Source organism: Acinetobacter sp. AS23 (assembly GCF_023612055.1).
Taxonomy (GTDB): Bacteria; Pseudomonadota; Gammaproteobacteria; order Pseudomonadales; family Moraxellaceae; genus Acinetobacter; species Acinetobacter oleivorans.
Window position 1 is genome coordinate 3182764 of record NZ_CP082274.1, and the last position, 26342, is coordinate 3209105.

Annotated in this window: 24 protein-coding genes, 6 tRNA genes and 1 other RNA gene; 14 read left to right on the forward strand and 17 right to left on the reverse strand. The window is 40.0% G+C overall.

Annotated features, from left to right (window positions below; all coding sequences use genetic code 11):
* Positions 1-41: 41 nt before the first annotated feature.
* The 7 genes from K6I41_RS15025 to K6I41_RS15055 all read right to left on the reverse strand — a co-directional run bounded on the left by K6I41_RS15025 (position 42) and on the right by K6I41_RS15055 (position 7724).
* Positions 42-118 (reverse strand) — tRNA-Met (locus K6I41_RS15025).
* Positions 119-275: 157 nt separating this feature from the next.
* Positions 276-1232: a carnitine monooxygenase, reductase subunit CntB gene (gene cntB, locus K6I41_RS15030; RefSeq protein WP_250374715.1), complete on the reverse strand. Its 957-nt coding sequence runs from the start codon at positions 1230-1232 to the stop codon at positions 276-278.
* Positions 1233-1279: 47 nt separating this feature from the next.
* Positions 1280-2731, reverse strand: a complete 1452-nt coding sequence (locus tag K6I41_RS15035; RefSeq protein ID WP_250374716.1) for an NAD-dependent succinate-semialdehyde dehydrogenase — start codon at positions 2729-2731, stop codon at positions 1280-1282.
* Between the two features lie 63 nt (positions 2732-2794).
* Positions 2795-3910: a carnitine monooxygenase subunit alpha gene (gene cntA, locus K6I41_RS15040; protein WP_033848324.1), complete on the reverse strand. Its 1116-nt coding sequence runs from the start codon at positions 3908-3910 to the stop codon at positions 2795-2797.
* A 42-nt stretch (positions 3911-3952) separates the two neighbouring features.
* On the reverse strand, positions 3953-4927 hold the full coding sequence (locus tag K6I41_RS15045; RefSeq protein WP_250374717.1) for an alpha/beta hydrolase: 975 nt from the start codon (positions 4925-4927) through the stop codon (positions 3953-3955).
* 11 nt (positions 4928-4938) lie between these two features.
* Positions 4939-6591, reverse strand: coding sequence for a BCCT family carnitine transporter (locus K6I41_RS15050; RefSeq protein ID WP_250374718.1), 1653 nt, complete (start codon positions 6589-6591; stop codon positions 4939-4941).
* A gap of 20 nt (positions 6592-6611) precedes the next feature.
* Entirely contained in the window at positions 6612-7724 is a 1113-nt protein-coding gene (locus K6I41_RS15055; protein ID WP_111855982.1) for a tartrate dehydrogenase, read from the reverse strand.
* 103 nt (positions 7725-7827) lie between these two features.
* Here K6I41_RS15055 and K6I41_RS15060 point away from each other — a divergent pair, with 103 nt between their 5' ends.
* Positions 7828-8808 carry a LysR family transcriptional regulator gene (locus K6I41_RS15060; RefSeq protein ID WP_250374719.1) on the forward strand — a complete coding sequence of 327 codons (981 nt, stop codon included), beginning with the start codon at positions 7828-7830 and terminating at the stop codon, positions 8806-8808.
* Between the two features lie 52 nt (positions 8809-8860).
* Here the strand turns inward: K6I41_RS15060 and K6I41_RS15065 are convergent, their stop codons facing one another.
* The 5 genes from K6I41_RS15065 to coaD form a co-directional block, all read right to left on the reverse strand.
* Complete coding sequence (locus K6I41_RS15065; RefSeq protein WP_250374720.1) at positions 8861-10045, reverse strand: porin; 1185 nt, start codon at positions 10043-10045, stop codon at positions 8861-8863.
* A gap of 148 nt (positions 10046-10193) precedes the next feature.
* A tRNA-Met gene (locus tag K6I41_RS15070) sits at positions 10194-10270 on the reverse strand.
* Between the two features lie 63 nt (positions 10271-10333).
* Positions 10334-10689, reverse strand: an RNA gene (gene rnpB / locus K6I41_RS15075) — RNase P RNA component class A.
* A 27-nt stretch (positions 10690-10716) separates the two neighbouring features.
* On the reverse strand, positions 10717-10980 hold the full coding sequence (locus tag K6I41_RS15080; protein ID WP_004794186.1) for a YfhL family 4Fe-4S dicluster ferredoxin: 264 nt from the start codon (positions 10978-10980) through the stop codon (positions 10717-10719).
* Between the two features lies 1 nt (position 10981).
* Positions 10982-11473 (reverse strand): pantetheine-phosphate adenylyltransferase, encoded by a 492-nt coding sequence (gene coaD, locus K6I41_RS15085; RefSeq protein WP_023274310.1) that lies wholly within the window; start codon positions 11471-11473, stop codon positions 10982-10984.
* Between the two features lie 134 nt (positions 11474-11607).
* Between coaD and smpB the strand changes: the two genes are divergently transcribed.
* Positions 11608-12084, forward strand: coding sequence for an SsrA-binding protein SmpB (gene smpB, locus K6I41_RS15090; RefSeq protein WP_009393793.1), 477 nt, complete (start codon positions 11608-11610; stop codon positions 12082-12084).
* A 51-nt stretch (positions 12085-12135) separates the two neighbouring features.
* Here the strand turns inward: smpB and K6I41_RS15095 are convergent, their stop codons facing one another.
* The 4 genes from K6I41_RS15095 to rluD all read right to left on the reverse strand — a co-directional run bounded on the left by K6I41_RS15095 (position 12136) and on the right by rluD (position 16105).
* Positions 12136-13407: a hypothetical protein gene (locus K6I41_RS15095; protein WP_049838155.1), complete on the reverse strand. Its 1272-nt coding sequence runs from the start codon at positions 13405-13407 to the stop codon at positions 12136-12138.
* 153 nt (positions 13408-13560) lie between these two features.
* Positions 13561-14112: a flavodoxin family protein gene (locus K6I41_RS15100; RefSeq protein ID WP_174727539.1), complete on the reverse strand. Its 552-nt coding sequence runs from the start codon at positions 14110-14112 to the stop codon at positions 13561-13563.
* 192 nt (positions 14113-14304) lie between these two features.
* Positions 14305-15042 (reverse strand): peptidoglycan editing factor PgeF, encoded by a 738-nt coding sequence (gene pgeF / locus K6I41_RS15105; protein ID WP_250374721.1) that lies wholly within the window; start codon positions 15040-15042, stop codon positions 14305-14307.
* A 10-nt stretch (positions 15043-15052) separates the two neighbouring features.
* Positions 15053-16105 (reverse strand): 23S rRNA pseudouridine(1911/1915/1917) synthase RluD, encoded by a 1053-nt coding sequence (gene rluD / locus K6I41_RS15110; protein ID WP_005303089.1) that lies wholly within the window; start codon positions 16103-16105, stop codon positions 15053-15055.
* 71 nt (positions 16106-16176) lie between these two features.
* Between rluD and K6I41_RS15115 the strand changes: the two genes are divergently transcribed.
* Together K6I41_RS15115 and K6I41_RS15120 are read left to right on the forward strand one after the other, a co-directional pair.
* Complete coding sequence (locus K6I41_RS15115; RefSeq protein WP_151767205.1) at positions 16177-17340, forward strand: outer membrane protein assembly factor BamD; 1164 nt, start codon at positions 16177-16179, stop codon at positions 17338-17340.
* 157 nt (positions 17341-17497) lie between these two features.
* Positions 17498-19372: a DNA primase gene (locus K6I41_RS15120; RefSeq protein WP_151767206.1), complete on the forward strand. Its 1875-nt coding sequence runs from the start codon at positions 17498-17500 to the stop codon at positions 19370-19372.
* On the opposite strand, the gene hemA is transcribed toward K6I41_RS15120, so the two are convergent.
* On the reverse strand, positions 19369-20652 hold the full coding sequence (hemA, locus tag K6I41_RS15125; protein ID WP_004794195.1) for a glutamyl-tRNA reductase: 1284 nt from the start codon (positions 20650-20652) through the stop codon (positions 19369-19371). The genes K6I41_RS15120 and hemA overlap by 4 nt on opposite strands.
* Before the next feature lie 88 nt (positions 20653-20740).
* Between hemA and K6I41_RS15130 the strand changes: the two genes are divergently transcribed.
* The 10 genes from K6I41_RS15130 (at position 20741) to pth (ending at position 26302) form a co-directional block, all read left to right on the forward strand.
* Positions 20741-22450, forward strand: a complete 1710-nt coding sequence (locus tag K6I41_RS15130) for a tetratricopeptide repeat protein (RefSeq protein ID WP_023274311.1) — start codon at positions 20741-20743, stop codon at positions 22448-22450.
* A gap of 4 nt (positions 22451-22454) precedes the next feature.
* Positions 22455-23033: a lipoprotein insertase outer membrane protein LolB gene (gene lolB / locus K6I41_RS15135; RefSeq protein WP_004794197.1), complete on the forward strand. Its 579-nt coding sequence runs from the start codon at positions 22455-22457 to the stop codon at positions 23031-23033.
* An 18-nt stretch (positions 23034-23051) separates the two neighbouring features.
* A complete protein-coding gene (gene ispE, locus K6I41_RS15140) occupies positions 23052-23885 on the forward strand; it encodes a 4-(cytidine 5'-diphospho)-2-C-methyl-D-erythritol kinase (RefSeq protein WP_250374722.1) in 834 nt (277 codons plus the stop codon).
* A tRNA-Gln gene (locus K6I41_RS15145) sits at positions 23884-23958 on the forward strand. Before ispE ends, K6I41_RS15145 begins: the two co-directional genes overlap by 2 nt.
* Positions 23959-23984: 26 nt before the next feature.
* A tRNA-Gln gene (locus K6I41_RS15150) sits at positions 23985-24059 on the forward strand.
* Positions 24060-24079: 20 nt separating this feature from the next.
* A tRNA-Gln gene (locus K6I41_RS15155) sits at positions 24080-24154 on the forward strand.
* 91 nt (positions 24155-24245) lie between these two features.
* A tRNA-Gln gene (locus K6I41_RS15160) sits at positions 24246-24320 on the forward strand.
* A gap of 36 nt (positions 24321-24356) precedes the next feature.
* Entirely contained in the window at positions 24357-25307 is a 951-nt protein-coding gene (locus K6I41_RS15165) for a ribose-phosphate pyrophosphokinase (protein ID WP_005303079.1), read from the forward strand.
* Between the two features lie 96 nt (positions 25308-25403).
* Positions 25404-25700 carry a 50S ribosomal protein L25 gene (gene rplY / locus K6I41_RS15170; protein WP_004794199.1) on the forward strand — a complete coding sequence of 99 codons (297 nt, stop codon included), beginning with the start codon at positions 25404-25406 and terminating at the stop codon, positions 25698-25700.
* A gap of 20 nt (positions 25701-25720) precedes the next feature.
* A complete protein-coding gene (gene pth / locus K6I41_RS15175) occupies positions 25721-26302 on the forward strand; it encodes an aminoacyl-tRNA hydrolase (RefSeq protein ID WP_005303077.1) in 582 nt (193 codons plus the stop codon).
* Positions 26303-26342: the final 40 nt, after the last annotated feature.

The window sequence follows — 26342 nt, forward strand, 5'->3', positions numbered from 1 at the left end:
AGCAGATAAAAAGAAACCATGCATGAGCATGGTTTTTAAAATGGTGGCTATGACGAGACTTGAACTTGTGACCCCCGCATTATGAGTGCGGTGCTCTAACCAACTGAGCTACATAGCCGTAAACTGTGTGCGCATTATCTATAGTTCTGTATAGCAGGTCAAGAGTTCAAAACCATTAAACTCCATCAAATGAACAAATAAGATTCAGATCATCATTATTTGTTCATTTTTTAGCAAATTTCCACTTTAAACAATTGATCAACCAAAGAAATATATTAGAGATCTAATACCAGTTTTTTTCCTTTTGCTCGCGATACACAAATCATCATGCTCTTTTGTGAAGCCTTTTCTACATCACTTAAGTATTGATCGAAGTGCTCTGCTTCACCTTCTAAAATAGCAGTTTCACATGTGCCGCAAACCCCTTCACGACATAAGCATTCCACATCAATATTTAATGTTTCGATGGCTTGTAAAATTGTCTGATTACTTTGTACTTCAATTTCCTGATTAGACTTAGCAAGTACCACCGTAAACGCCTCACCATCCTCAGGAACTGTTGAAGCAAATTGTTCCCAGTGGATATATTCATCGCGGTAACGGTGTTTATTACAGCAATCAATCACAGCATCAATCATAGGTTTCGGTCCACATACATAAACGTGTGTACCTTTGGGTTGCGATGAAATGAGTTGATCTAAGTTAAGCGTACAGCCTTCTGAGTCAACATAACTAAATACACGCTCTGCATGTTTCTGCTTTAGCTCATCAAGTAAAGCCGCATGTTCAGGTGAACGATAAGCATAGTGCAGCTCAAAGTCAGCACCACGTACCGCCAGCTCATCCATTTGAGGCAAGAATGGCGTAATACCAATACCACCAGCTATCAAGATATGTTTATTGCCTGTTTCGGCTAACGGAAATAAATTTTTTGGTTCTGAAATCTGAATTTCACAGCCTTCATTACATTGATCATGCATAAAAACCGAACCGCCCTTACCTTCCACATCTTTACGAACACAGACTTGGTAAGTCGATAAATCTTGCGTACAGCTCATTAATGAATAGGCATTTGAAAGCTGTTCATTCATTTTGACAATAATATGGCTTCCCCCACTAAATCGAGGAAAGTTCTGCCCATCTTGACGTTTGAACGTAAACCGTTTGATTAAAGGGGTAAGCTGCTCCACATGAGTAACAACTGCCGGGAACATTTCATAATGACTAGCCATATTAGAATCCTTCTTTTACCGCATTTTCTTATTGCTAGGGCTTATCCTTAAAGCCCTAAACACATGTATTTAATAGTCATGAATTCTTCAAGACCATACTTTGAGCCTTCACGCCCAACACCTGATTGCTTCACACCACCGAATGGTACAACTTCATTTGAAATTGCTGTTGCATTCATACCGACCATTCCATATTCAAGCTGTTCTGACACTCGCCATAAACGTGAAATATTTTCGCTGTAAACATAAGCAGCCAAACCAAAGATGGTGTCATTGGCCTGAGCAATGACATCTTCTTCATCTGTAAAGCGAATGAGCGGCGCAACTGGACCAAAAATTTCTTCTTGGACAATTTCCATCGTACGGTCTACGTTCGTTAGAACCGATGGCTCATAAAAGGTTTGTCCTAAAGCATGTTGTTTACCGCCGCAAGCAACTTTAGCTCCTTTACTTACCGCATCATCAATCAACTGTTGTGCTTTTAACACTGCTTTTTCATTAATTAATGGGCCAATTTGCACGCCATCTTCAAGCCCATTACCAACTTTAAACTTTTGTACTTCTTGAACAAACTTCTCGGCAAAAGCTTGATAAATATTGTCATGTACATAAATGCGGTTAGCACAAACACAGGTCTGGCCTGCATTACGGAACTTGGCAAAAATCGCACCTTGTACAGCTTTATCTAAATCGGCGTCATCAAACACAATCAGAGGAGCATTTCCGCCTAACTCAAGCGCCAATTTTTTAATGGTACTTGAGCACTGCTGCATCAGTAGGCGTCCCACTGGAGTTGAGCCTGTGAAGGTCAATTTTTTCACTTTTTCATGTGAAGTAAATACCGAGCCAATTTCTTGAGACTTACCAGTAACGACATTAATCACGCCAGCCGGAATACCTGCTTTTTCGGCAAGCTTTGCAATCGCTAAAGCACAATAAGGCGTTTCATTCGCTGGCTTAATCACGACCGTACATCCAGCTGCTAAAGCTGGTGCTGCTTTACGAGTAATCATGGCAATTGGGAAATTCCACGGCGTAATGGCAGCTACCACACCCACAGGTTCTTTACTAATAATAAAACGCTGCTGGTTATTGACGGTTGGAATCACATCACCATAGATACGCTTGCCTTCTTCGGCAAACCATTGAATAAATGAGGCAGCATAACGCACTTCACCTTTCGCTTCTGCCAAAGGTTTACCTTGTTCAATGGTCATGATTAAAGCAAGCTCATCAATATGATCAAGAACCAGTTTGTACCAAGCCAATAAAATATCTGCACGGTTTTGAGCAGTTAAAGCTTTCCAGCTTTGTAAAGCCGTATAGGCAGCCTCAACCGCATGTGTAGCCTCGGCCGCTCCCATATTTGGAATTGTGCCAATTTCTTCACCTGTTGCTGGGTTAGTCACTGGAACCGTTGCATTTGACTGTGCAGCTAGCCATTGCCCGTTAATATAGGCTTGTTGCTGAAATAATTCAGTGCTTTGTAAACTCGACATATCATCTTCCTAACTGAAGAATCAGGTGTAAGTCATCTTTACACCTGAATAAATCCATTTGTTTTATTTGTGATGCTGCGCTACAAGATGTTGGAAGTAAGCAATACCATGTTCACTAATTCCTGAGCGTTGCTTATCAGTCATAATACGGCCTTGACCACGATAACCACGTGATTTCAAACCACGTTGTACGCTTTCGACCAAGTTCAAATCTTCAGGGCGGAATACATTGCGATACCACTCAATTAAGTCTTTCTGATCTTGAGTGAGTTCTTCGTTCGTGAAGTAAATATCGTAATGCTGCAAAGTCGTTTCTGCATCTACTGGGAACTCATAGATCACAGTCATGAAGTTGCTGCCCGGTGGTACGTTGAACATGGTACAAGGCCAAGTCCAGAAACCATGAAACTCAGGATCTGTTACTGATGGATCAAGCTTAAATGACTTCTCTGATGAACGCGCAAAGCCATATTGTAGTGTCCAGTTTTGATGTGTGGTGTGCCAATATTTATCGACTTGTACTGAGTCAGCAAAGCCCGGATGTGCAGGCCCACAGTGATAACATTCTAAGTAGTTATCGACAATAACTTTCCAGTTTGCTGGAGTTTCTGTCACAAAGCGTGCTGCCAATTTTAAATCTTTAATTACACTACATGCTTGATTTAAACGCTCAGCAAATTCAGGAAGTTGGTCTTCTACGCATGTCGCACTTTCATCCATATTAATGAAAACAAATCCTGCATATTCCTCAACTTTTAAAGGCACCATGCTTGAGTTTTCTTTATCGAAAGATTCAACATGGTCACAGTTACGTGCCAAAGCTAAACTACCATCTAGCTTAAAAGTCCATGCATGGTATGGACAAGTAATTACATTTTTTGCTTTACCACTGCCACTTAAAAGCTCGTGACCGCGGTGTGGACACACATTATAAAACGCACGTAAAACACTATCTTTACCACGAATGATGACAATATTTTCACCAATTACTTTACGGGTAATATAGTCATTCGGTTGTGCCAATTCACTGCCATGTGCAACACAAATCCAGCTCTTAGCAAAGATTGCTTCTTTCTCATGCTCAAAAACTTGTGATGAAGTATAGAAAACTTTAGGGAAAGTCCATGCAACATCTGGGTTTGCGCAAAAATCTTCAGGTAATTTTTCAACTGCACTCATGTTTTTACTCCATTAAATTCTTTTCGTCCAAATGACTCGATATTAAATTGATGTCTTTTCGGTACTGCCAAACATACGACGTATCGCACTCAGCATGTTTTGATATAACTGTTGAACTTCTGGGCAATCACGCATCAGACGTAAACTGCCATGTAATAAACCTTTGCCTAAATGGAACTCACTCGGGATGCCTGCTTGTTCCAGTTTTTGGGTAAGGCGATAACCGTCATCACTTAAAGGGTCATACTCTGCAACCGCTACGAAACTCATAGGCATATCTGAAAAATCAGGTGCCAATAAAGGTGCTAGACGTAAATCCTGCCAATCTTGTGAATTCGGTGCATATTCCTTTAAATAAAAATGCATATCTTCAGCCGTTAACAACGGCGCATGGGCGTGCTTTTGTGCGGCTGGTGTATCAAGCGCTGTAGTTAAACACGGATAAACCAAAGCCAGTCCTTGAGCTTGCATACCACTATGCTGTAGATGCACTGCAAGGGCTGCTGCCAAATTACCGCCTGCACTATCGCCTGCTAGAACGATATTTTCACTATTAATCTGCCAAGCTGAACCATGCTTTTTAAGCCATTGATAAACTGCTAAACAATCTTCAAAAGCTGCCGGAAAGCGGTGCTCTGGTGCCATACGGTAATCTACGCTAATGACAACTGCATTTAAGTCCTGACACAAATAGCTGGTAATAAACTCATGTGAATCGAGCCCACCAACCATCCAACCGCCGCCATGTAAATACAACACACATGGCCAACCAGACTCAGGGCGATCGGTTTTTGGTAAATACACACGAACAGGAACTTGATACTCATCATTTGCAACAAAGCGATCTTCCACTTCGATCTTGCCATCACGTGGCAAAGTGTAGTGTCGACACATTGCGTCATAGGCCGCACGGACTGAGTCAATATCTGCATCTGCTGGTGAATAAATGCTGCTCCAATACACAAGGCTTTGCATTTCTTCACTTAAGGCATAAGTGGTCTGTTCATGTGTAGTCATTACCGTTCCCTCTAGCTGGTTTTTCTATCCAGTTTGATTGAGCTTGTAAGCTCAAGCTGCATCCGTTTTGCATGTTCATCTTGAGACTGGTTTAAACCAATTTCCTGATCATCATAACCTTGTTGCTCAATTAAATGCGATGGGACTTTGGCATAATCCTGAATCAGCCATTTCACTAAGCCATAGGTTTGAATCAGAATAATCACAATGAATGGTAAAGCCGTCACAATGGTTGCTGTTTTCATGGTGTCTAAAGGTGCCTTACTAAAGATCATGGCAATTGGAACTAAAGTCAGCATGACACACCAGAACAAACGAGCATTTGGCGATGGATCTTGTCCTTCACTTAAACCACGTGTACATGTTGCCGAAACCGCATAACCTACCGCATCCATATGTGCTGCCAAGAACACCACCATAATGCCGAGGAAAATCCACATCATTAGTTTTCCGGCAGGTAACAGACTGAGCAATTGACCAATCGCAACCTCACCACCTTGTTGGCTTAAGATTTGCGGTACATTTACAGCCCCATGAATAAAGCTATAAACACTGTAGTTTTCAAACACACCAAAAATGAACCAAAGACCGACACTGCCACCAATCACCATGGCAAAGATCACTTCTTTAATCGTACGACCTTTAGAAACACGCGTTACAAAGAGTGCCACACCCGGTGCATATGAAATCCACCACAACCAGTAAAATACAGTCCATTCACGGGTAAACTTGCCATCACCCATTGGGTCGGTAAACAGGCTCATATCAACAAAGTTGGTTGCCATTAACCCGAAACTCATTAATGAATTATTCAAAATGAATTGAGTCGGACCAAAGCAAAGTACATAAATTGCAAATAACACAACACCTAAGCACACCAAATGGCTTAAACGCTGCATACCTTTGTCCATACCAACGTAAGAGCTAAGCGCAAACACAACCGAGACACCCAAAATAATGATGACCTTGGTCATAAAGGTATTTGGGATACCTGTGAGTTGAGACAAGATATTGGTAAATGTCACGGCAGTGAGTACCAACGAAATCGTCAAGGCACCAAACATGCAAAGCAAGAACATGAGGTCGACTAAACGTCCAACCACGCCGGTTGATTTAAAGCCTGTTACAGCCTCAATCACGGAAGCTAAACTCAACCCTTTGTTTTTTCTCACATGGTAGCTGTAGCACAAAGAAATTGATGCCAATGCATAAATTGCCCAAGCACTTAAACCTGAATGAAAAAACGAGTAAGCAACACTATATTTCAATGCTTCTGCTGATTCAGGCGGTAAGCTCAAACCCGGAGTCTGATAATAGTAAGCCCAGTCCAAAAAGCCCCAGTACAGTGTAGAAGACCCAATACCTGACAAAATGAACATAAAAATCCATGACATCGTGGTGTATTGAGGTTTCCCTTCACCTAATTTGATTTTTCCATATTTACTAAAGGCCAAACCAAAAGTAAAAATGATGGCTAAAAAAGCAAACAGTAATACTGGGGTTGTAAATACCGATGTCGTCCACTGCATCCATGTTGCAGCAATCTTTATCGACTCTTGCGAATAAATCGCCAAACCAGCAACTGAAATAAATACAAACAGTAAGCTGGTTACGGCAAGAACTTTATCCGTATAAATTTTTGTGTTTTGATTATCCATATCCATACATCCATTTTTGGATGGCGTTATTCCATAGCGAACACGTCCATTTTAATTTGGGCTACACACGATGCAATTGCATCTCCTACCTCATAAGTTTTTGCCTGACCGCCAATATCAGCTGTTTTTGGCCCATTAATTAAGACATTCTCAATCGCCTGCATAATGTCCTGACCTGCTTGAATGCAGCGTTCGTCTTCTTCACCAAAGAATTCGAACATCATGGCACCCGACCAAATCGCAGCGATTGGATTGGCAATTTGTTTACCGTAAATATCTGGTGCTGAACCATGTACAGGTTCAAACAATGATGGGAATTTTCTTTCTGGGTTTAAATTTGCCGAAGCAGCTAAACCAATAGTTCCTGTACATGCAGGCCCTAAATCAGAAAGAATGTCACCAAATAAATTCGATGCCACAACCACATCAAAACGCTCAGGCTGCAACACAAAACGAGCCGCTAAAATATCAACGTGCTGTTTATCAGCTTGAATTTGTGGATATTGTTTTGCCATCGCGTCAACGCGTTCATCCCAGTACGGCATGCTGACAGCAATCCCATTTGATTTGGTCGCTGCGGTAATTTTTTTCGCATCACGCTGATTTGCAAACTCAAATGCATAACGCAAAATGCGATCTACACCATGACGTGTAAATACAGCCTCTTGTAAAACAAACTCACGGTCTGTTCCTTCAAAAGCTTTACCACCAATGGCTGAGTACTCACCTTCACTGTTTTCACGAACCACGTAAAAATCGATGTCACCCGGTTTTTTACCTACCAATGGACATTTCACACCAGGCATTAAGCGCACTGGACGTAAATTCACATATTGGTCAAAACCACGACGGAACTGAAGTAGCGAACCCCAAAGTGAAATATGGTCAGGCACTTTATCCGGCCAGCCTACAGCGCCAAAATAAATTGCATCGTAACCTTGTAGGGTTTCAAACCAGTCATCTGGCATCATTTTGCCGTGCTCAAGGTAGTAATCGCAGCTTGCCCAATCGAAAGCATCTAACTGAAGCTCAATGCCATGCTTTTCTGCTGCTGCCTTTACAACCTTAATGCCTTCTGGTAGAACTTCTAAACCAATGCCATCGCCTGCAATCGTGGCAACTTTATATCTTTTTGCCATAAGCTTCCTTCACACCTTCGACTAATATCCTTGTATGGCTTAAACATGATGTTTTAAGCAAAAATGATCAATAACGGAACTATCACTCCAATGGACACGGATCGTGAATAATCTACCTAACCTATCGGATTTAAAGGTTTTTTGCACAGTCGCCAAACTGAAAAGTTTTGTCGAATCTGCTGAGGAACTTGGAACATCGCCAGCTTTCATTAGCAAGCGAATTAATATTTTAGAAAACACGTTGAGCTGCAAACTTTTTCATCGCAGTACGCGTCACGTTAGCCTAACGGAAGATGGCAAACTCATCCTTGAGAGAGTTTCAAATATTCTTGAAGAATTTGATGAAGTCTGTGAACTAGTCAATAACCCGCTCAGTACGCCCACAGGTCGTATGGATATTATTAGTAGTTTTGGTTTTGGCAGAAAGCATATCGCACCAATTCTGTCTAAATTAATGATGCTTTATCCAAAGCTTCAGATTCATTTTGACACCATCGACAATACCAAGGACTTGATTCAACACAGTATTGATTTGGATATTAGAATTGGTAATGAAATTGCGCCAAACATGATTGCGAAGAAGTTAGCTTCTAATTTTCGAATTTTATGTGCAGCACCGAGCTATTTACTTAAACACGGCGTACCAGACAGCATTGACGACTTGCAAACACATGATTGTCTGACCATTAGTGAACGTGATCAATCGTCTGTGCTATGGAAATTTCGACATACTTCTGAAGATGTCTCGGTTCATGTCAAACCACGCTTTGTTTCTAATAACGGCGAAATTATTCATCAGCTTGCCATAGAAGGCCACGGTATTATTTTCCGATCAATTTGGGACGTTGCAGACGAATTGATTACTGGCCAACTTCAGCATATTTTGCCTGAATATTGGCAAGACGCGGATGTTTGGGCAGTTTATCCATCGCGACTCAAAAGCTCGTCTAAATTACAAACTTGCATTTTGTTCATTCAAAATGAATTACTTAATCGATTGCAACATGTACAAAACTTAAGCCGAGGACAACTCATTTCACCCGCAGTCAAACGTGAACCTCCGCCTGAAAAAGTCTTTCTATAAAAAAGCCCTAAGTGAAGCCTATTCACTTAGGGCAATAAATTGCTCTTAAATTTTAGAAATAATATCCAATTGAGAGATAAAATAATTTATCCCAATCATTACTGCTACCTTGTGCAAGACCATCGGCCCCACCGCCCACCATTGGATCATTTTTACTCATAATGTATTCACCCTGAATACCTATGGCTTTGTAATTAAAATAAACTCCTGCAATTAAACGTTCAGAGTCTTTATAGCCATCCTCGTCTTTAAAAAAGCGACTATGAGAGATATAAGGTTTAATGTTTTCAATCTGATGGAATGGCTGAGCAAAGGTATAGTTAATTTCATTGACTAAATACTTACCTTTATTGGCGACTTGATATGGATAGTCGAACGCACCAATCGTTGAACTATTAGGGAATAAATCGTCGCTATTGGTGACATCTTGCTTACCTGCCAAGAACATCCATTGCCAAGCTTGATATTGCGTTTGAGCAAAAATGTTCCAAGATTTACGGTGTCCATCTATATTTGTTCTTTTATTTTCTAAGTCAGAATACCAAACTGACCCACCTAGCTCAGTCGAAAAATTTTGAGTCTTATCAATCTCAAATTTTCTAGATGCTCTCGCAATCCACATATTCTTTTCTTCAATATTGGTGCCTGTACCTAAATCATCAGCTTCAACAAAATTACCACTGTAACGGCTTGAGTCTTTTGAAGTTCCCTTATAATTTCCACCATCAGTTGGATAGAAACCCAAGGTCAAATTATATTTATCATCTGCAAATTTATATTTGATACCCAAATTATCGATATCTTCTAAACCCACTGTATTTAAAAGTGTTTCGTAATAACTACTTCCCCAAAATTCGCCAAAACCAAAGTCAACGGGTTGTAAACCTGCCGTGATTCTCTGCTGGTCAGATAACTTATAACCTACCCATGCTTTTTTTAGAAAAATTGCATCGCATAAGCGATCATATTGATAACAACGAGCATCCGCTCCTGCAATCCAATCTGGATTTTCATAACCTAACACTAATTTAATATCGGTTAGCCGCCAGTCATCATTTTGAGAACCTTCATTTGCATCAACCACATAATCTTTATGCAAATATCGGGAGCGTACCGCGCCAGAAACTTTAAATTGACCCGAGTCTAATGTTGGATCTCCCCAACTCAAATCAGCCGCAGAAACTTGGACTCCCGCTGTTAAACTTAAAATCCCTAAAAATAATAATGACCTTTTCATGTCTTCAACATCCTTGTTAAGTGTTATAAGAACATGAAGAAATTGACGTAGACAAACAATGCCACAACTATAAAGTCGGTCTTTACAAACTGTGTTTAATCAAAAAATGAGCATAAAAAAAGACCACGCAGGAGCGTGGTCTATAAAATGGTGGCTATGACGAGACTTGAACTTGTGACCCCCGCATTATGAGTGCGGTGCTCTAACCAACTGAGCTACATAGCCGAAAACTGTGCGCGCATTATCTTAGTTTCTTTAATGCACGTCAAGAAAAATTTTAAATAAATTAGGTGAAGTGAGCCTATAAGCCGGGTTCTGTCGAGGATGGTCATTCCTCTAGGCGTACAATCACTCATACGCTCAAGCGACCTACCCGAATCCAGTACGGGCCGTACCTCAGGATTCCTATTTGGTCTTGCTTCTGGTGGGGTTTACCATGCCGTGAACTGTTACCAGACACGCGGTGCGCTCTTACCGCACCCTTTCACCCTTACCTCACGAATGAGGCGGTCTACTCTCTGCTGCACTTTCCGTCGGCTTTCACCGCCCAGGCGTTACCTGGCACCCTGCCCTATGAAGCCCGGACTTTCCTCCCCTGCTTCAGTCACGAAGACCTCCACAGCAGCGACCATCCAGCTCACCTCAGGGGCGCATATTAACAAATTTATTTACTAATTGCTCGTGCTTTTTTGAGCAATTAATTTTTTATATTTGTCGAAGAGCTGTTCTTCTGTTTCCTCATGCTGTGGATCTTTAGGAATACAATCTACAGGACAAAACAACTGACATTGCGGTTGGTCATGATGACCAACGCACTCAGTACATAAATCTGGATGAATTTCATAAATCACCTCACCCATAAAAATTGCTTCATTCGGGCAAACTGGTTCACAAACATCACAGTTTATGCATTCATCGGTGATATATAACGACACGTTACCAACCTTGTTGATGTTTACGTTCAAAGGCCTCAACCACAGCTTGCGGAACAAACTTGGTTACATCCCCTTTTAAACGAGCAATTTCCCGAATCAATGTCGAAGAAATAAATGAATACTGCTCAGATGGTGTTAAAAACACCGCTTCAAAATGTGGGTCAAGTTGACGGTTCATATTAGCCAATTGAAATTCATATTCAAAATCAGAGACCGCTCTTAAACCACGAAGTACTGCTGTTGCCTTCTGCTCTCTGAAAAAATTAACCAGTAAACCATCAAAGCCAACAAATTCAACATTTGATAGGTGGCTTAGTGATTTTTGGGCCAGTTCAACTCTTTCTTCTAGACTGAACAAAGGGTTTTTATGATGTCCAATTGCAATTGCTACTACAACCTCATCAAACATTCTTGAGGCTCTAGTAACTAAATCAACGTGTCCATTCGTGATGGGGTCAAATGTTCCAGGATAAATTACACGCGTTTTAGACATCCGCTAGTACTCTAATTATATTGTGAACCTATTTTAGCAAAAGTTATACATGAGGCGAAATATTCATGTGCAGGAAAAACTTCACCTTAGCATCAGTTTACGGCACAATAGGCATAATTGTGGAAGTTTGAATTATGGCGAAAGCAACAGTAGTGAAAAAAAACAATGGCGGAACAATCGCACAAAATAAGCGTGCCCGTCATGATTATTTTATCGAAGAAAAATTTGAAGCAGGCATGTCACTTCAAGGTTGGGAAGTAAAATCCTTACGTGCTGGGCGTATGACTTTGACAGAAAGTTATGTCATTTTCAAAAATGGCGAAGCATTTTTACTTGGTTCACAAATTCAGCCTTTATTATCGGCTTCGACCCATGTTGTACCTGAGGCAACACGTACCCGTAAACTATTGCTCTCCCGACGTCAGCTTGAACACCTAATGGGTGCAGTTAACCAAAAAGGTTACTCATGCGTTCCTTTAGCGTGTTATTGGAAAGGTCATTTAGTCAAACTAGAGATTGCGCTTGTGAAGGGTAAACAGCTTCATGACAAACGTGCAACCGAAAAAGACCGTGACTGGCAACGTGATAAAGCTCGTATATTTCATAAGTAATAAAAAAACCTTTAAAGTTAACTTTAAAGGTTTTTTTATGTCACTTTAAATTTAGCAGAATTTTAAATTACCGTAACAGTTTGGTGCAAATGATTGATTTTTAAGTTGTAAATCTTTCAATGGAAAATTCACAATCGTATTGGGTAATTTAACTTCACCAACTGCCAAGTCTTCACCAAATAAACAATTTAAAAGATTACACCTCACTGGATTTTCAGTTAAATAACCACTAATTGGACCTACCACCTGCTTTAAAACGTCATTAGTTATTTCAATTTGTTTACTTGGCGTCACGTTACCAATATCAATTTCATCATCAAAAGCCATCCACCAGCCACGTTCCGCTGCCGCATCTGCACCTGGCCAAAATATTTGTTGGCCTTGCAAAGAAAGTGAGAAAGGATTGTTTAGTTCAATTTTATGAATAAATCCAAGACTTTGATCAACAGTCAATGCAGCTCTTAATCCGGTAATGCTGCCTGTTACATTTTTTTGTAAATTTAATAGACCAAGTGCTGCATTAATAGAAGCTTTCAAGTCTCCAGTGAAGTTAAGCTGATCGATATTTGCTACCCCGTTCAGCATGACATTATTCATTCTTGAACCAGAAATGACTTGTCCATTAATAACAATAGGTGCAGTGGTTTGTTGTAATTGCAAATTATAATCAGATGAATTAAATCCTAAAGGGATACAAATTCCGATACATGCATTCACAGTTCCATCAATGGTCTTGCCTGTATCTTGATAAGACATATTACGAGCAGCAGTATAAGCTAAACCAGTGGTATCTTTAATTTTTAAATAACCACTTAAGCTATTAATTCCATTTGGTGTTTCTGAATTTTCAAGTCCCATAGTCAATAGGCCCACAACCTTTTCCGCACTTAGACGGAAACCTTTTATTTCTCTCAAAGCTGCGCTGTCTGGATTTTTAATTGCAAATTCAATAAATGGATTACTAAAAACAGCCGAAGATGAAGCTCGACCCTCACTTGTATCGCTTAAGCCACTTAAACTTAAGTTATCAATATCAATATCACACCCACCTAAACCGTTTACTCCGCCACACCCTAATTGCAACTTATTAACATTGGCATTTAGTTCAAGATTTGCCTCTAAACCTAATTTGTAAAAGCCAATATTTTGCTGATTCATCGAAGCATCAGCTTGTTTTGGGTCTGTATATGTAAATGAAAATAATGCCTGAGCTTCAACTTTAGAAAGTTCTGAATCAGTGAGTGGAACAAGATTTGCAGGTTCTAAATTGGCATAGCTTAAAGTAGCCCAACTTAGACAAAGAGCTGTTAAAAAAATTTTCATGATTATTCCATTTTTTTATTTATTAAGTTTTGGACATCACTGTCCAAATAAACCATTTGGTAAAAAATAATCAAAAAAGAACAAAAAAAATACAACGTTTTTGTAATTAGAGTAAGAACTAAATATTTAATAAAATAAAATCAAAAACTTATTTTAACTTATTCGATAAAGCAGTCCAGCAATATATTCACCAAACCATTTAGCTGTATCTAAATCACCTTGTGGAGGAGTAATTTCAACAGGCGCATTATCTGACTGTGTCATCAAACCTAAGCAACTCGATAATCGGTTTAAATCTTTTTCACTATGCCCTGTCGTCATTAACGGTAAACCTGACCAAAGCATGCCATGTTGCATGGCAAAAATATTTAATTGTTGTAATACCGCAAGTTTATCGCCACTCAATCCGCCCGAATTTGCAAAGCCAGCCGCAAGTTTGCCTTGCCACACACGTTCTTTCCAACGTTTAGAAGTACTGTCCATAAATTTTTTAAAATCGGCAGTCATACTTCCCATATAGGTAGGTGATCCGAAAATAATGCCTTGTGATGCATCAAGCGCATCCCAATCAATATGCTCAATATTCATTAAGTGTACTTTCACCCCCATCACCTCTGCACCAGCAGCAATAGCAGAGGCCACCTTAGCGGTATGACCATATGGACTGTGGTAGACAATTGAGAGATGTTTTTCAGGCAAAGACATAAGATTAAAATTTTGAGCGATTTTTTCTATTTTATCATTTTATTAACGCTTGCTAAACCTACATCTATAAATATGAAATAGAAGCATTTCAATACAATTCACAATCGTAATATCTTTAAGCTAAATAGACGCTCTCTTACTTTATTTAATGACTACAAAATAAGAGAGTGAATTTAATGATGTTTATAAAGCTTAGATAAAAACAAAGGTAGCCATACGCCCAGTCTTCGCATCACGACGATAAGAAAAATATTCATCGCTCTGTTGATATGAACATTGGTCTCCGCCTAAAACCTGCTTCACACCTAGACTCTGCAAAATAAAACGTGCAATTGCATATAAATCTGCATGAAATTTATTTGGAGCAGCCCCCTCAACAAAAGCTGTTTCCAACTCAGGATATTTATCACAAAAAGCAGCCTTTACTTCAGCCCCAATTTCAAAACAAGATTGGCTAATCGCAGCTCCTAACCATGCCCAAGCTGGGGGGTTCTGCATAGCAGCAATCGTGTTTTCAACAATCCCGCCAGCTAAACCACGCCAACCCGCATGTAAGTTTGCAACTTCGGTACCTTCGGCGTTACCTAACACGATAGGTAAACAATCAGCAGTCATCATCATTAAAGCATGGCCTTTGGTTTGAGTGACCAAACCATCACCAATTAAAGCCTTAAAAGGAATTTGTTCATTTACTGTATGGCAAATCGTACTATGTGTTTGAGTCATCCATGTCATTTTTTTAACACAAAACTGGGCAAACTCATCTAGCAATATCATGCGATGTTGCTGAACACGTTTTGCCTCATCATTCACATGTAAAGCCAGATTAAAGCCAGACAGCTCATGTTGATCCGTTGCTAATGCTAAAGGATGTTGAACACGTGTCTGTCCTACATATACGCCTTGAGGTAAACCTTGAACAAATTCCATATACGCGTCCTTAATATGCAGCGTTTTCTGAACGTAACACATCTACTAAATGCGTAAAATCTTCAGGCCACGGCGCTTCAAATAGCATTTCTTCACCCGTACGAGGATGTTTCAAACCCAATTTAGCTGCATGCAATGCTTGACGTTTAAAACCACGTAAAGTATCAATGAGTAATTCAGATGCCCCTGCTGGTACACGTACACGGTTCATATAAATCTGATCACCGATCAGTCCATAGCCGATATAACTAAAATGCACACGAATCTGATGAGTTCGGCCTGTTTCAAGACGAGCTTGTACCCGAGTAAAATCTTTAAAGCGTTCTTTTACATTGTAATGGGTCACAGCATCACGCCCGCCCGGTAAAATCGCCATTTTCACACGGTCAACAGGATGACGTTTGATCGGTTCATCAATCGTACCGCCAGCAATAATATTTCCATAAACAACTAGGTCATATACACGGTAAACCGATTTATTTGCCAACTGTTTACTTAAAGAAAATTGTGCTTCAAGGCTCTTGGCAACGACTAACAAACCGCTTGTATCTTTATCAATACGATGCACTAAACCTGCGCGAGAAAGTTCCGACAATTTTGGGAAATGATAAAGCAATGCATTCACTAAAGTTCCAGAACTATTGCCTGCCCCTGGATGTACCACCATGCCTACTGGTTTATTAATGACTAAAATGTCGTCATCTTCATAAACAATATTAAGTGGAATATTTTCAGGTTGGCTTGTGGTCTGTGCTTCGAGCTCAACTTCGAGTGTAAGCAACTCTGTCCCTTCACAACGGTGCTTAGGCTTGACAATGTTACCATTCACCAACAGATGGCCATCCTTCAACCATTGTTTAAGCTTTTCACGTGAAAACTCATTCCACACCAAGGCCGCAACCTGATCGATACGTTGTCCCAGATAGGTTTCATCTAACTGAACTTGCAACGATAAACGTGTTGCAGTTGTATCAGAAGTATGGTTATCTGCATCCTCAGAATCTTCAAGTAAATTGAAGTCGGTTTCAGATAAGTTTGTGTTTGAAGATTGTGCTGAAGTCATTTGATCATTGAGATAAAAGTGGTTTAATAGCGCAATTGTAGCTCATTGCCCAACATAACAGAGGAGTTTTTATGTCGCTACCACGTTATAAAATTACGATGCTTGCCTTATCTTTAGGTGTAGCGTCTGCATTTGTGGGCTGTAGCAGCAATCCAAGTAAAAAAGAAGTGGTCGATAGTGGCCCACAATCTAGTGAACAAGCTTACTTCGAAAAGGCCCAAAAGTCGCTTGACCGTGGTCAATATCTTGATGCGACCAAGTCTTTAGAAGCAATCGATACTTATTATCCGACTGGACAATACGCACAACAAGCACAACTTGAACTTCTATATTCAAAATTTAAACAAAAAGATTATGAAGGCGCGATTGCCTTAGCAGAACGTTTTATTCGTTTAAATCCTCAACATCCAAATGTAGATTATGCTTACTATGTTCGTGCTGTATCGAATATGGAGCAAAACTACGACAGTTTGATGCGCTATACATCTCTGCAACAATCTCATCGTGATGTAAGTTATTTAAAAGTTGCTTATCAGAACTTTGTTGATTTAATTCGTCGTTTCCCAAGTAGCCAATACTCTGTTGATGCTGCTCAGCGTATGAAGTTCATTGGGCAAGAACTTGCTGAAAATGAAATGACTGCTGCGCGTTTTAACGTTAAACGTAAAGCTTGGATCGCAGCTGCCGAACGTTCGCAATGGGTAATTGAACACTATCCACAAACTCCTCAAGTTCCAGAAGCATTAGCGACTTTGGCATATAGCTATAACCAATTAGGTGATAAAGCGACTTCACAACAATATATTGAAGTTTTAAAACTTAATTACCCTAACTTGGTGAAAAAAGACGGCACAGTTAACATGCGTGCTGCTCGTAAAGAAGGTAACTGGATTAACCGTGCGACTCTGGGTATTTTCGGTCGTGAATCCACAGCTGCAACTCCAGAAAGCACAGCTGAAGCAGAAGCTCCAAAACGTGGTTTCCTCAATCGCGTAAGCTTTGGTTTAATTGGTAATTCAAATAAAGAAGAAACTGAAGAACCAGAAAAAACAACTGTTGAAGCTCCAAAGTCAGAGCGTAGTTGGACAAATCGTTTAAGCTTCGGTTTATTAGATAAACCAGAGCCACAGCCAGCAGAAAATACAACTGTTGCTCCAGCTGTTAGCTCTACAGGTGTATCAACTGATACTCAGTCAGATGATGCAACTCAAGGTACTAGCGACGCTGCTCAATAAGTTACAAATTTAAAAAAGCATCAATAAACAGGCAAGTGATACCACTTGCCTGTTTGTTTTTATAAAATATTAAAATATTTATTGTGTAGATCTTGCCTCATCATGTCAGAATATTCTGACTCACTCTCTCATCAGTTTTAATACGGTTATCTGAATTATGGCAATTCCACAACATACGATTGATCAGATTTTAGATCGCACAGATATTGTCGATCTGATTGGTCAACGTGTGAAGCTGAAAAAGACGGGACGTACATATTCCGGCTGTTGCCCTTTTCATCAAGAAAAAACGCCATCGTTCCATGTCTATCGCGACAAGCAGTATTATCACTGCTTTGGTTGTCAGGCTAACGGGAACGCGATCCGTTTTCTTATGGACATCGATAACCGAAATTTTATAGATGTCATGAAGGAGCTATCGAGTAGCGCTGGAGTCGAACTACCGAAAGATAATACTGAAAATAAAAAGCTGTCTTATACCCGTCAGGTTACGAAACCACCAGTTGCTAAAGCAAATACGGCGGAGCCTGTAACTCCGACTTCACAACAACCAACTGATGAAAGCTATAACACGCTTGAACCTGTATTTTTTGATGACCCATTTGCTCAGTTTGAGCAGCCTTTTAGTTTTGACGAACCAGTTCAAGAAGGTAATTTATATGACTTACTGGACAATGTTGCTCAGTTCTATGAACACCAATTACCTAATAGTCAAAAAGCAAAAAACTACTTTAAACAACGCGGATTAACTAATCAGACTATTCAGTTTTGGCGCTTGGGCTATGCACCAGAAGACTGGCAACATTTAGAAAAAGCTTTTCCTTATGACATTGATGGTTTAAAACAACTTGGACTTATTCGTTCAAGCGATAGTGGTCGTGATTTTGACTTATTACGTGACCGTGTCATTTTCCCGATTCGAGATCCTAAAGGCCGCGTCGTTGGTTTTGGTGGACGTGCCTTAAATGATGAAATCAAACCTAAATACATCAACTCACCTGACTCAGAAGTCTTTCACAAGAATCAGCTACTTTACGGGCTTTATGAGGGTAGAAAACTTAAGTCTAGCGACTGGTTAATGGTTGAAGGTTACATGGATGTCATTGCGCTTCAGCAATATGGCATTACAGGGGCTGTCGCAACATTAGGGACTGCAAGTAATACAGAACATCTTAATATTTTATTTAAACAAAATAGCCGAATTACCATTGCTTTTGACGGCGATGCTGCAGGTCAAAAAGCAGCACGAAGAACGCTAGAAATTGCTTTACCACTTCTCAATGATGGTCGCGAACTCAAATTTTTCGTTCTACCAAATGACCACGATCCGGACTCTCTTATACGTCGTGAAGGGCTTGAAAATTTCCAGAAACTATTACAACAGGCCCCTCTTTTGTCTGATTTTGTGTTTGCCCATTTAACAGGTCAACACGACATTAGCACTCCTGAAGGCAAAAGCTTGGTCATGGGTGAACTCAGGGAACTAACTGAACTATTACCCAAACAGGGTTCTTTCCGTTATTTACTTAATCAATCTTTCCGTGAAAAACTCGGACTGGGTAAACGTTTTACCCCACAAGTTAGTCACGATGCATCGTTATCATTTAATATTCAAACGAAAGATGAAGACTTTGCTGTCGCAATTTTGATGCATCATCCATTCCTTTATATTCATTTTGAAGGATTACGTGCCTATATTCCCCAAGATGAGTTATTGGCTAAAATATTAGCAACTTTAAACCGTATATTTGATGAGTTGCCTGATGATCAAGAGCTAGCGACTTATTATGTTTTAGGTGCATGCAGCAGTTATTGCCATGAAATTGCAGATATTATGCAAAGAACCAATATCCAGGCATTAACTCAAGCACCTGAAGTGGCAGACAAGTTAGCTCAAGAATATGCATTAGGCTTAAAAGAAAGATATTTACGTCAAAAGCTTAAGTCACCGATTTCTCTGATTGAATCAAGAAATCTAAGACAGCAACTCAATGAACTAACAAAACAAATTAGCTTAAGACTGTTGTCTTAATGTTTTGGCTTACGCTCATGATCAAAGACGTCCTGTAAATGCTGTTGTAGCCATTCTAAATAATCAGGATTTTCTGCCTTGGCAGCTTCGCGTAGCAAAATAGATGTCGGATGCATAAGCTTTTGCGTCAAACGATGCGCAAATTGCTGTAATACTTGTTCAGCATTTTCACCATGATGCAAAGCCTCTAATGCGTGCGTAAGCTCTTGTTGACTAATTTCTTCACTATGTTGGCGGTAAGCATGAATTGTGCTACCAGCCTCTTTAACTTTTTGATGCGTAATAAGCTGAGTAGCTAACTGATTGACCATGACTTCTGCTTCAACAGCGGCCTGACGTCGTTGAGCAAGGTTTTCATCAATCACACTTTGTAAATCATCAACACCATACAAATAGACCCCATCAAGCGCTTCAACTTTAGGATCTATATCACGAGGCACGGCTAAATCAACCATTAACATTTGTTGATAACGACGTTTCTTTAATGCAGCCTTAACATCGGGATAGGCAATAACTTGATATAAACTACCAGTACAGCTAGACACAACATCAGCACGATATAAGTTTTCAGCCAATGCTGAAAAATCAATAATTTCAACTTCAACTTGATGTGAAATTTCTTGAGCTAATTGGTCGGCACGCTCACGGCTACGGTTACAAATAATAATTTTGGCAACACCCATTTCAGCCAGATGTTTAGCAACCAAACTATTCATTTCACCTGCGGCAACAACCATTACAGTAAGTTTTTCGGGCTTACTAAAGACCTGTAAAGCTAATTGCGCTACTGCATACCCCATCGAAACGGCATGACTACCCACCGCCGTTTCGGAACGTACACGTTTAGCAGCATAAAAAGCATATTCAAAAACACTGTTTAATTCAGGAGAAACCGTTTGAGCTTCTTTAGACAATGCTAAAGCACTTTTAACCTGCCCTAAAATTTGCGGCTCACCCAGCATGAGAGAGTCTAGACCACTCGCTACTCGCATTAAATGTGTAATTGCCTGCGTGTTCTCGTAACGATAAACATGATGAATTAAGTGCTGTACATCAATATTATTGGCATCGGCTAACCATTTCAAAAGGCTTTCGGCATTTTCTGCCATGGCATACACTTCTGTGCGGTTACACGTCGAAACGACCACCAAATCCTTTAAGTTCTGGTGATGGTTTTGTTCGGCAAGCAAACGACTTAATCGCTCTGCATTGAAAGCAATTTTTTCGCGCAGTTCGACAGAAGCTGTTTGATGGTTGACACCCAATGCAAAGAAAGACATATCAGATCATCATTTCGCTAAATTTATGCTATTGTGCAACATCGGTGTCATAAAAAGCATTACTTTGGATCAATAAAAATTGCGTCAAATGAATAGCCGTATTAATTTTAACGGTGCTTCGATAAGACAGTATTCTACCACATTCTTATTGTTAGGTAGCATGTCCTCGCATGTCTATGCACGTCCTGTGCAAGAGACCTATACCGTGCATTCATTTGATCAGGCCTTAGAACAAACTATGGTCGCTGAATTTGCTCTGGCTTATGATGATATTCCTAACGCTTTGCACAATTACACAGTGCTCGCAATTAAAAGCAACTCTACCTCAATTAAACAACGAGCTTTAGACGTTGCTCTTGAATATAATGACTTACAAGCCGCTTTAAATATTGCTACACATTGGGTAGCTCAAGAGCCCAAAGATGTGCCGGCTTTATTCTATTTGTCACATATTGCTTTAAAAACACATGAATACCAGCTTGCCGCTGAAACATTAGATAAAATTTTAAAAATAGATCCGACTGCTGATTTAGAACAAATTTTAGCAAGCATTGCTCCAGAAAATGCTCAAGATCGAGATGTACTATTAACAGCTTTACGCTCTAGTGCTGAAAAAGATAACCCTTCTATTTTAGCACTCATCGCCAACTTAGAAGCCCAAAATGGCCAATTAGAATCTGCTCTAACCAACATTAACAAGGCATTACGCCGACGCCCTAAAGTGACGAGCTTTATTTTAATGAAAGCTAACCTGCTCATTGCTCTGAGCGATCAAGAAGGTGCGCTTAAATGGTATGCGAAGTCTAGCCGTAAATATAAGAAAAATTTAGACATTCGTTTAGCTGAAATCCGCTATCTCATACAAATTAATCAATCTCAGCTCGCGTTAGAAAAGCTCGAAAACGTTATAGAAGCTAATCCTAAAGCTGAAGAAGCATTGTTTATTGCAGGCTTAACCAGTATCGATTTAAAGCAATATGACAAAGCAGAACAATATCTTGTTGATCTACGAAACTCTGCAAAATATCAAAATGAAGCGTATTACTATTTAGCAATTAATGCAGAACGTAAACAACATTATGAAACCGCAAAAGCCTACTATCGTTTAGTTGATGGCAGCTTATACGTCGTTTCCAGACGCAATCTGATTGCAATATATGATAAACAAGAAAATTTACATGATGCTTTACGGTTCCTTACGCAAGAACGCGTAAATTATCCCCAACATGCAAGTTTCTTATATCAAGCTCAAGCTGAAATCTTAAAGAAAATGGGCAATAAAAAAGCTGCATTAAATTTATTAGATGAAGCGATAAAGAATTTACCCGATGATCCGGAACTCATTTACGCAGAAGTTTTATTACTTGATCCGTATACTGATCGAGATAAACTCGACAAAACATTAAAGCAATTATTACAACTTGAGCCTAACAGCCCAACTTATCTCAATGCATATGCTTATACACTAGCCCTACAAAACCGTCGGCTAAAAGAAGCACGTCAATATGCAGAGCAAGCTTTAGAATATGCGCCGGAACAAGCCTCAATTCTTGATACGCTGGGCTATATTGCATTTTTGCAGAATGATTATGAAGCTGCGGCAGAGGCTTTAGGCAAAGCCTATGAACTTAGTCACAATATAAATATTGGCGTTCGCTATGCTAAAGCATTGTATATGCAAGGATCATTAACTCAATTTAGCGCTGTGTTACAACAACTGAAACAAAAACATGCTAATGATCCACAATTACAACAGCTTGATGCGTTAATTTTACCTACATCTGCAAAAAAGAGTTAAATATATGAGCAAATTTGCCCAACTGTGCACAGCGATCTGTGGATCAAGTGTATTATTTCTAACCGGTTGTCAGCATTTTACTCAACCAAAACCTGCGGTTACCCAGCAAGTTCAAGATGAAAAACACTTTAATTTACAAGGTAAAATCGGAGTTCGCACACCACAGCAAACTGGTAGTGCTTTTTTCACATGGGTTCAACAACAAGATAATTTTGATATTGAATTAAGCGGTATTTTAGGTGTAGGAAAAACTCAAATTCAGGGTAAACCCGGTGAAGTGAAGTTAAATAGTGCGAAAACTGGTTTAATTACTGCTGCCTCTCCAGAAGAGCTGTTAGAGCGCGCAACTGGTTGGCAAGCACCTATTACCCATTTAACGAGCTGGATTTTGGCCAAACCCGCAACTCTAAGTGCTCAAATCAGTAAAGATAGCGAAAATCGTGTAAACCAACTCATTGAAGATGGCTGGACAGTTAATTTTAGCTATGATGGCGAACAAACTTTGCCAAACAAACTGGTTTTAAAGCAAGCTCTTGCTGAAGATAAAGAAAACCGTATTACAATGGTCATCCAAAACCGCTAAGTCTAATTATATAAATCTATGATTCGAGTTCCTTCTCCAGCTAAGCTCAACCTGTTTTTGCATATTACAGGCCGACGCGAAAATGGTTATCACGAGTTACAAACTATTTTCCAACTTATTGATTTATATGACTGGATGATATTTACACCGACTTTGGATGAACACATCGAAATTGATGGATTGAGTGAAGTCAAACCTGAAGAAAACCTGATTTATCGGGCTGCTCAAATACTAAGACCGCATGCAAAAAATTTCTGCGGTCTACACATCAAAATTGAAAAAAATATTCCAATGGGTGCAGGTCTGGGCGGAGGTTCATCCAATGCTGCTACAACCCTGATTGTGTTAAATCAATTATGGGAATGTGGACTAAATCAAGAACAACTTGCGGACTATGGCGTTAAGCTTGGTGCCGATGTTCCTATTTTTATTTATGGTAAAAATGCATGGGCTGAAGGTATTGGTGAACATTTATCATTCATAGACTTAGATCAAAAACAGTTCATTATTTTAAAACCTGATTGTTTTATCAGCACTCAATTGCTTTTTTCACAAAAAACATTGACAAGAGACTCTAAGACCACTAAATTTTGCGCCTATCAGTTAGAACCTTCTAATTTTGGAAATAACTTTGAGCCATTAGCTCGGCAGTTATACCCTGAAGTAGAAGAAGCAATGCGATATTTAGACCAGTTTGGTCAAGCAAAGCTTACAGGTACAGGTGCTTGTGTTTTTATTGAAGTAACGAATGAAATGAATATTGATGAAATTCTTAACCATTCACCTTGTAAATCTTACTTGGTAAATAGTTTAAAAGAATCTCCTCTTAATCATTTTAAAGTTACACGTTAGGGGCGTCGCCAAGTGGTAAGGCACCGGGTTTTGATCTCGGCATCCGTTGGTTCGAATCCAGCCGCCCCTGCCAACCTCACCTGTAATGATGATTATATTAGGGGCGTCGCCAAGTGGTAAGGCACCGGGTTTTGATCTCGGCATCCGTTGGTTCGAATCCAGCCGCCCCTGCCATCATATATATCATCGAATTTAGGGGCGTCGCCAAGTGGTAAGGCACCGGGTTTTGATCTCGGCATCCGTTGGTTCGAATCCAGCCGCCCCTGCCATTCTCTTATTTTAAAGACAGACTTAATTGCTATGCTTTTTGTTGATTAATCTTGACATTGCATTGCAAAAATATTAAAGTTCTGCCGCATTAGGGGCGTCGCCAAGTGGTAAGGCACCGGGTTTTGATCTCGGCATCCGTTGGTTCGAATCCAGCCGCCCCTGCCATCTATTTAATTACATACCAACCGCCAAGGGTGCTTCATGCCCAATCTTGTCGTTTTTAGTGGAAATGCTCATCCACAGTTCGCTCAAAAAGTCGTAAGTCACTTACATATCCCTCTAGGTGCTGCATCAGTCGGTCACTTTTCTGATGGAGAAATTTCAGTAGAAATTACTGAAAATGTTCGTGGTAAAGACGTATTTATCGTTCAGCCTACTTGTGCCCCTACCAATGATAACCTTATGGAAATCTTGGTTATGGCAGACGCTTTGCGTCGTGCAAGTGCTGGTCGTATTACCGCTGTTATCCCTTATTTTGGTTATGCTCGCCAAGACCGTCGTCCACGTTCTGCACGTGTACCGATTACAGCTAAAGTTGTTGCAGACATGCTTACCACTGTTGGTATTGATCGTGTCGTAATGATTGACTTACATGCTGACCAAATTCAGGGTTTCTTCGATATTCCAGTCGACAACATCTACGGTACTCCTGCTTTGCTTGCTGACTTACGTCAACAACAGCATGACAACCTTATGGTGGTTTCTCCTGATGTTGGTGGTGTAGTACGTGCTCGTGCCGTTGCCAAACAGATGGGTGACATCGATTTAGCAATTATTGACAAACGTCGTCAAAAAGCCAATGAGTCGCAAGTTATGCACTTAATTGGTGACGTAAAAGATCGTGATTGCGTTATCGTAGATGACATGGTTGATACTGCCGGTACATTGTGCAAAGCAGCTGATGCGCTTAAGCAATTTGGTGCACGCCGTGTAGTTGCATACGCAACTCACCCTGTACTTTCTGGCAAGGCTATTGAAAACTTACGTAATTCAGTTATTGATGAATTGGTTGTCACTGACACCATTCCTCTTTCTGATGAAGCATTAACCTTGGGCAAAATCCGTCAGGTTTCTGTTGCTAGCATGGTTGCTGAAACGATTCGTCGTATTAATAACGAAGAATCTATCAGTGCGATGTTCGATAGTTTATAATACCGCAGCTTTTATGAACCCTGGCTTTGGCTGGGGTTTTCTATCACTAAACTGGTCGCAAGTTTAGTATATTTAAACTTTAATGAGGATTTACTCATGGCAAACTTCGTATTAAACGCTCAAGCGCGTGCTGAAGACAAACAAGGGAAAGGTGCGAGCCGCCGCCTTCGTCACGAAGCATTAATTCCAGCTATCATTTATGGTGGCAATGCTGAGCCTGTAGCTATTACTTTAGAACTTCGTGAGCTTGTAAAAGCTTTAGAAAACAATGCTTTCTTTGAAGAAGTTGTAGAAATCAAAGTGGGCGACAAAGTTGAAAACGTTAAAATCCAAGCGTTACAACGTCACCCATCTAAAAACACTCCTATGCACGCTGACTTCAAACGCGCATAAGTGTTGAAAGGCGTAGATTAGTGTCAAATATTTCGCTAATTGTTGGTTTGGGCAATCCTGGTTCAGAATATGCCCAAACCCGCCATAATGCAGGCTTTTGGTTCATTGAACAGCTTGCTAATAAATATGGCATTACATTAAAAAATGATCCGAAATTTCACGGAATCAGTGGACGTGGTAATATAGAAGGACACGATGTCCGTCTACTTCTACCTACTACATTTATGAACCGTTCTGGACAAAGTGTAGTTCCATTTGCAAAATTTTATCAAATTGCTCCCGAAGCAATTTTGATTGCTCATGATGAACTTGATATGAACCCTGGTGTAATTCGTCTTAAAACAGGCGGTGGACATGGTGGTCATAACGGTTTACGTGACATTGTCCCTCATATTGGTCCAAATTTTCATCGTTTACGTATTGGTATCGGACATCCTGGCTCAAAAGAAAGAGTTTCAGGTCACGTACTTGGAAAAGCACCAAGTAGTGAACAAAGTCTGATGGATGCAGCAATTGATCATGCCCTTTCTAAAGTGAAACTACTTGTTCAAGGACAAGTTCCACAGGCCATGAATCAAATTAATGCTTATAAACCCAATTAAATTGTTGAACAATCATGCTTGCTATCTTGCTTTTTTAGGA

Bases quoted from the DNA above. Each gene is read 5' to 3' on its own strand.
- cntB (WP_250374715.1), bottom strand. From the start codon at position 1,232: ATGGCTAGTCATTATGAAATGTTCCCGGCAGTTGTTACTCATGTGGAG.
- K6I41_RS15035 (WP_250374716.1), bottom strand. From the start codon at position 2,731: ATGTCGAGTTTACAAAGCACTGAATTATTTCAGCAACAAGCCTATATT.
- cntA (WP_033848324.1), bottom strand. From the start codon at position 3,910: ATGAGTGCAGTTGAAAAATTACCTGAAGATTTTTGCGCAAACCCAGAT.
- K6I41_RS15045 (WP_250374717.1), bottom strand. From the start codon at position 4,927: ATGACTACACATGAACAGACCACTTATGCCTTAAGTGAAGAAATGCAA.
- K6I41_RS15050 (WP_250374718.1), bottom strand. From the start codon at position 6,591: ATGGATATGGATAATCAAAACACAAAAATTTATACGGATAAAGTTCTT.
- K6I41_RS15055 (WP_111855982.1), bottom strand. From the start codon at position 7,724: ATGGCAAAAAGATATAAAGTTGCCACGATTGCAGGCGATGGCATTGGT.
- K6I41_RS15065 (WP_250374720.1), bottom strand. From the start codon at position 10,045: ATGAAAAGGTCATTATTATTTTTAGGGATTTTAAGTTTAACAGCGGGA.
- coaD (WP_023274310.1), bottom strand. From the start codon at position 11,473: ATGTCTAAAACGCGTGTAATTTATCCTGGAACATTTGACCCCATCACG.
- smpB (WP_009393793.1), top strand. From the start codon at position 11,608: ATGGCGAAAGCAACAGTAGTGAAAAAAAACAATGGCGGAACAATCGCA.
- K6I41_RS15095 (WP_049838155.1), bottom strand. From the start codon at position 13,407: ATGAAAATTTTTTTAACAGCTCTTTGTCTAAGTTGGGCTACTTTAAGC.
- K6I41_RS15100 (WP_174727539.1), bottom strand. From the start codon at position 14,112: ATGTCTTTGCCTGAAAAACATCTCTCAATTGTCTACCACAGTCCATAT.
- pgeF (WP_250374721.1), bottom strand. From the start codon at position 15,042: ATGGAATTTGTTCAAGGTTTACCTCAAGGCGTATATGTAGGACAGACA.
- rluD (WP_005303089.1), bottom strand. From the start codon at position 16,105: ATGACTTCAGCACAATCTTCAAACACAAACTTATCTGAAACCGACTTC.
- K6I41_RS15115 (WP_151767205.1), top strand. From the start codon at position 16,177: ATGTCGCTACCACGTTATAAAATTACGATGCTTGCCTTATCTTTAGGT.
- K6I41_RS15120 (WP_151767206.1), top strand. From the start codon at position 17,498: ATGGCAATTCCACAACATACGATTGATCAGATTTTAGATCGCACAGAT.
- hemA (WP_004794195.1), bottom strand. From the start codon at position 20,652: ATGTCTTTCTTTGCATTGGGTGTCAACCATCAAACAGCTTCTGTCGAA.
- K6I41_RS15130 (WP_023274311.1), top strand. From the start codon at position 20,741: ATGAATAGCCGTATTAATTTTAACGGTGCTTCGATAAGACAGTATTCT.
- lolB (WP_004794197.1), top strand. From the start codon at position 22,455: ATGAGCAAATTTGCCCAACTGTGCACAGCGATCTGTGGATCAAGTGTA.
- ispE (WP_250374722.1), top strand. From the start codon at position 23,052: ATGATTCGAGTTCCTTCTCCAGCTAAGCTCAACCTGTTTTTGCATATT.
- K6I41_RS15165 (WP_005303079.1), top strand. From the start codon at position 24,357: ATGCCCAATCTTGTCGTTTTTAGTGGAAATGCTCATCCACAGTTCGCT.
- rplY (WP_004794199.1), top strand. From the start codon at position 25,404: ATGGCAAACTTCGTATTAAACGCTCAAGCGCGTGCTGAAGACAAACAA.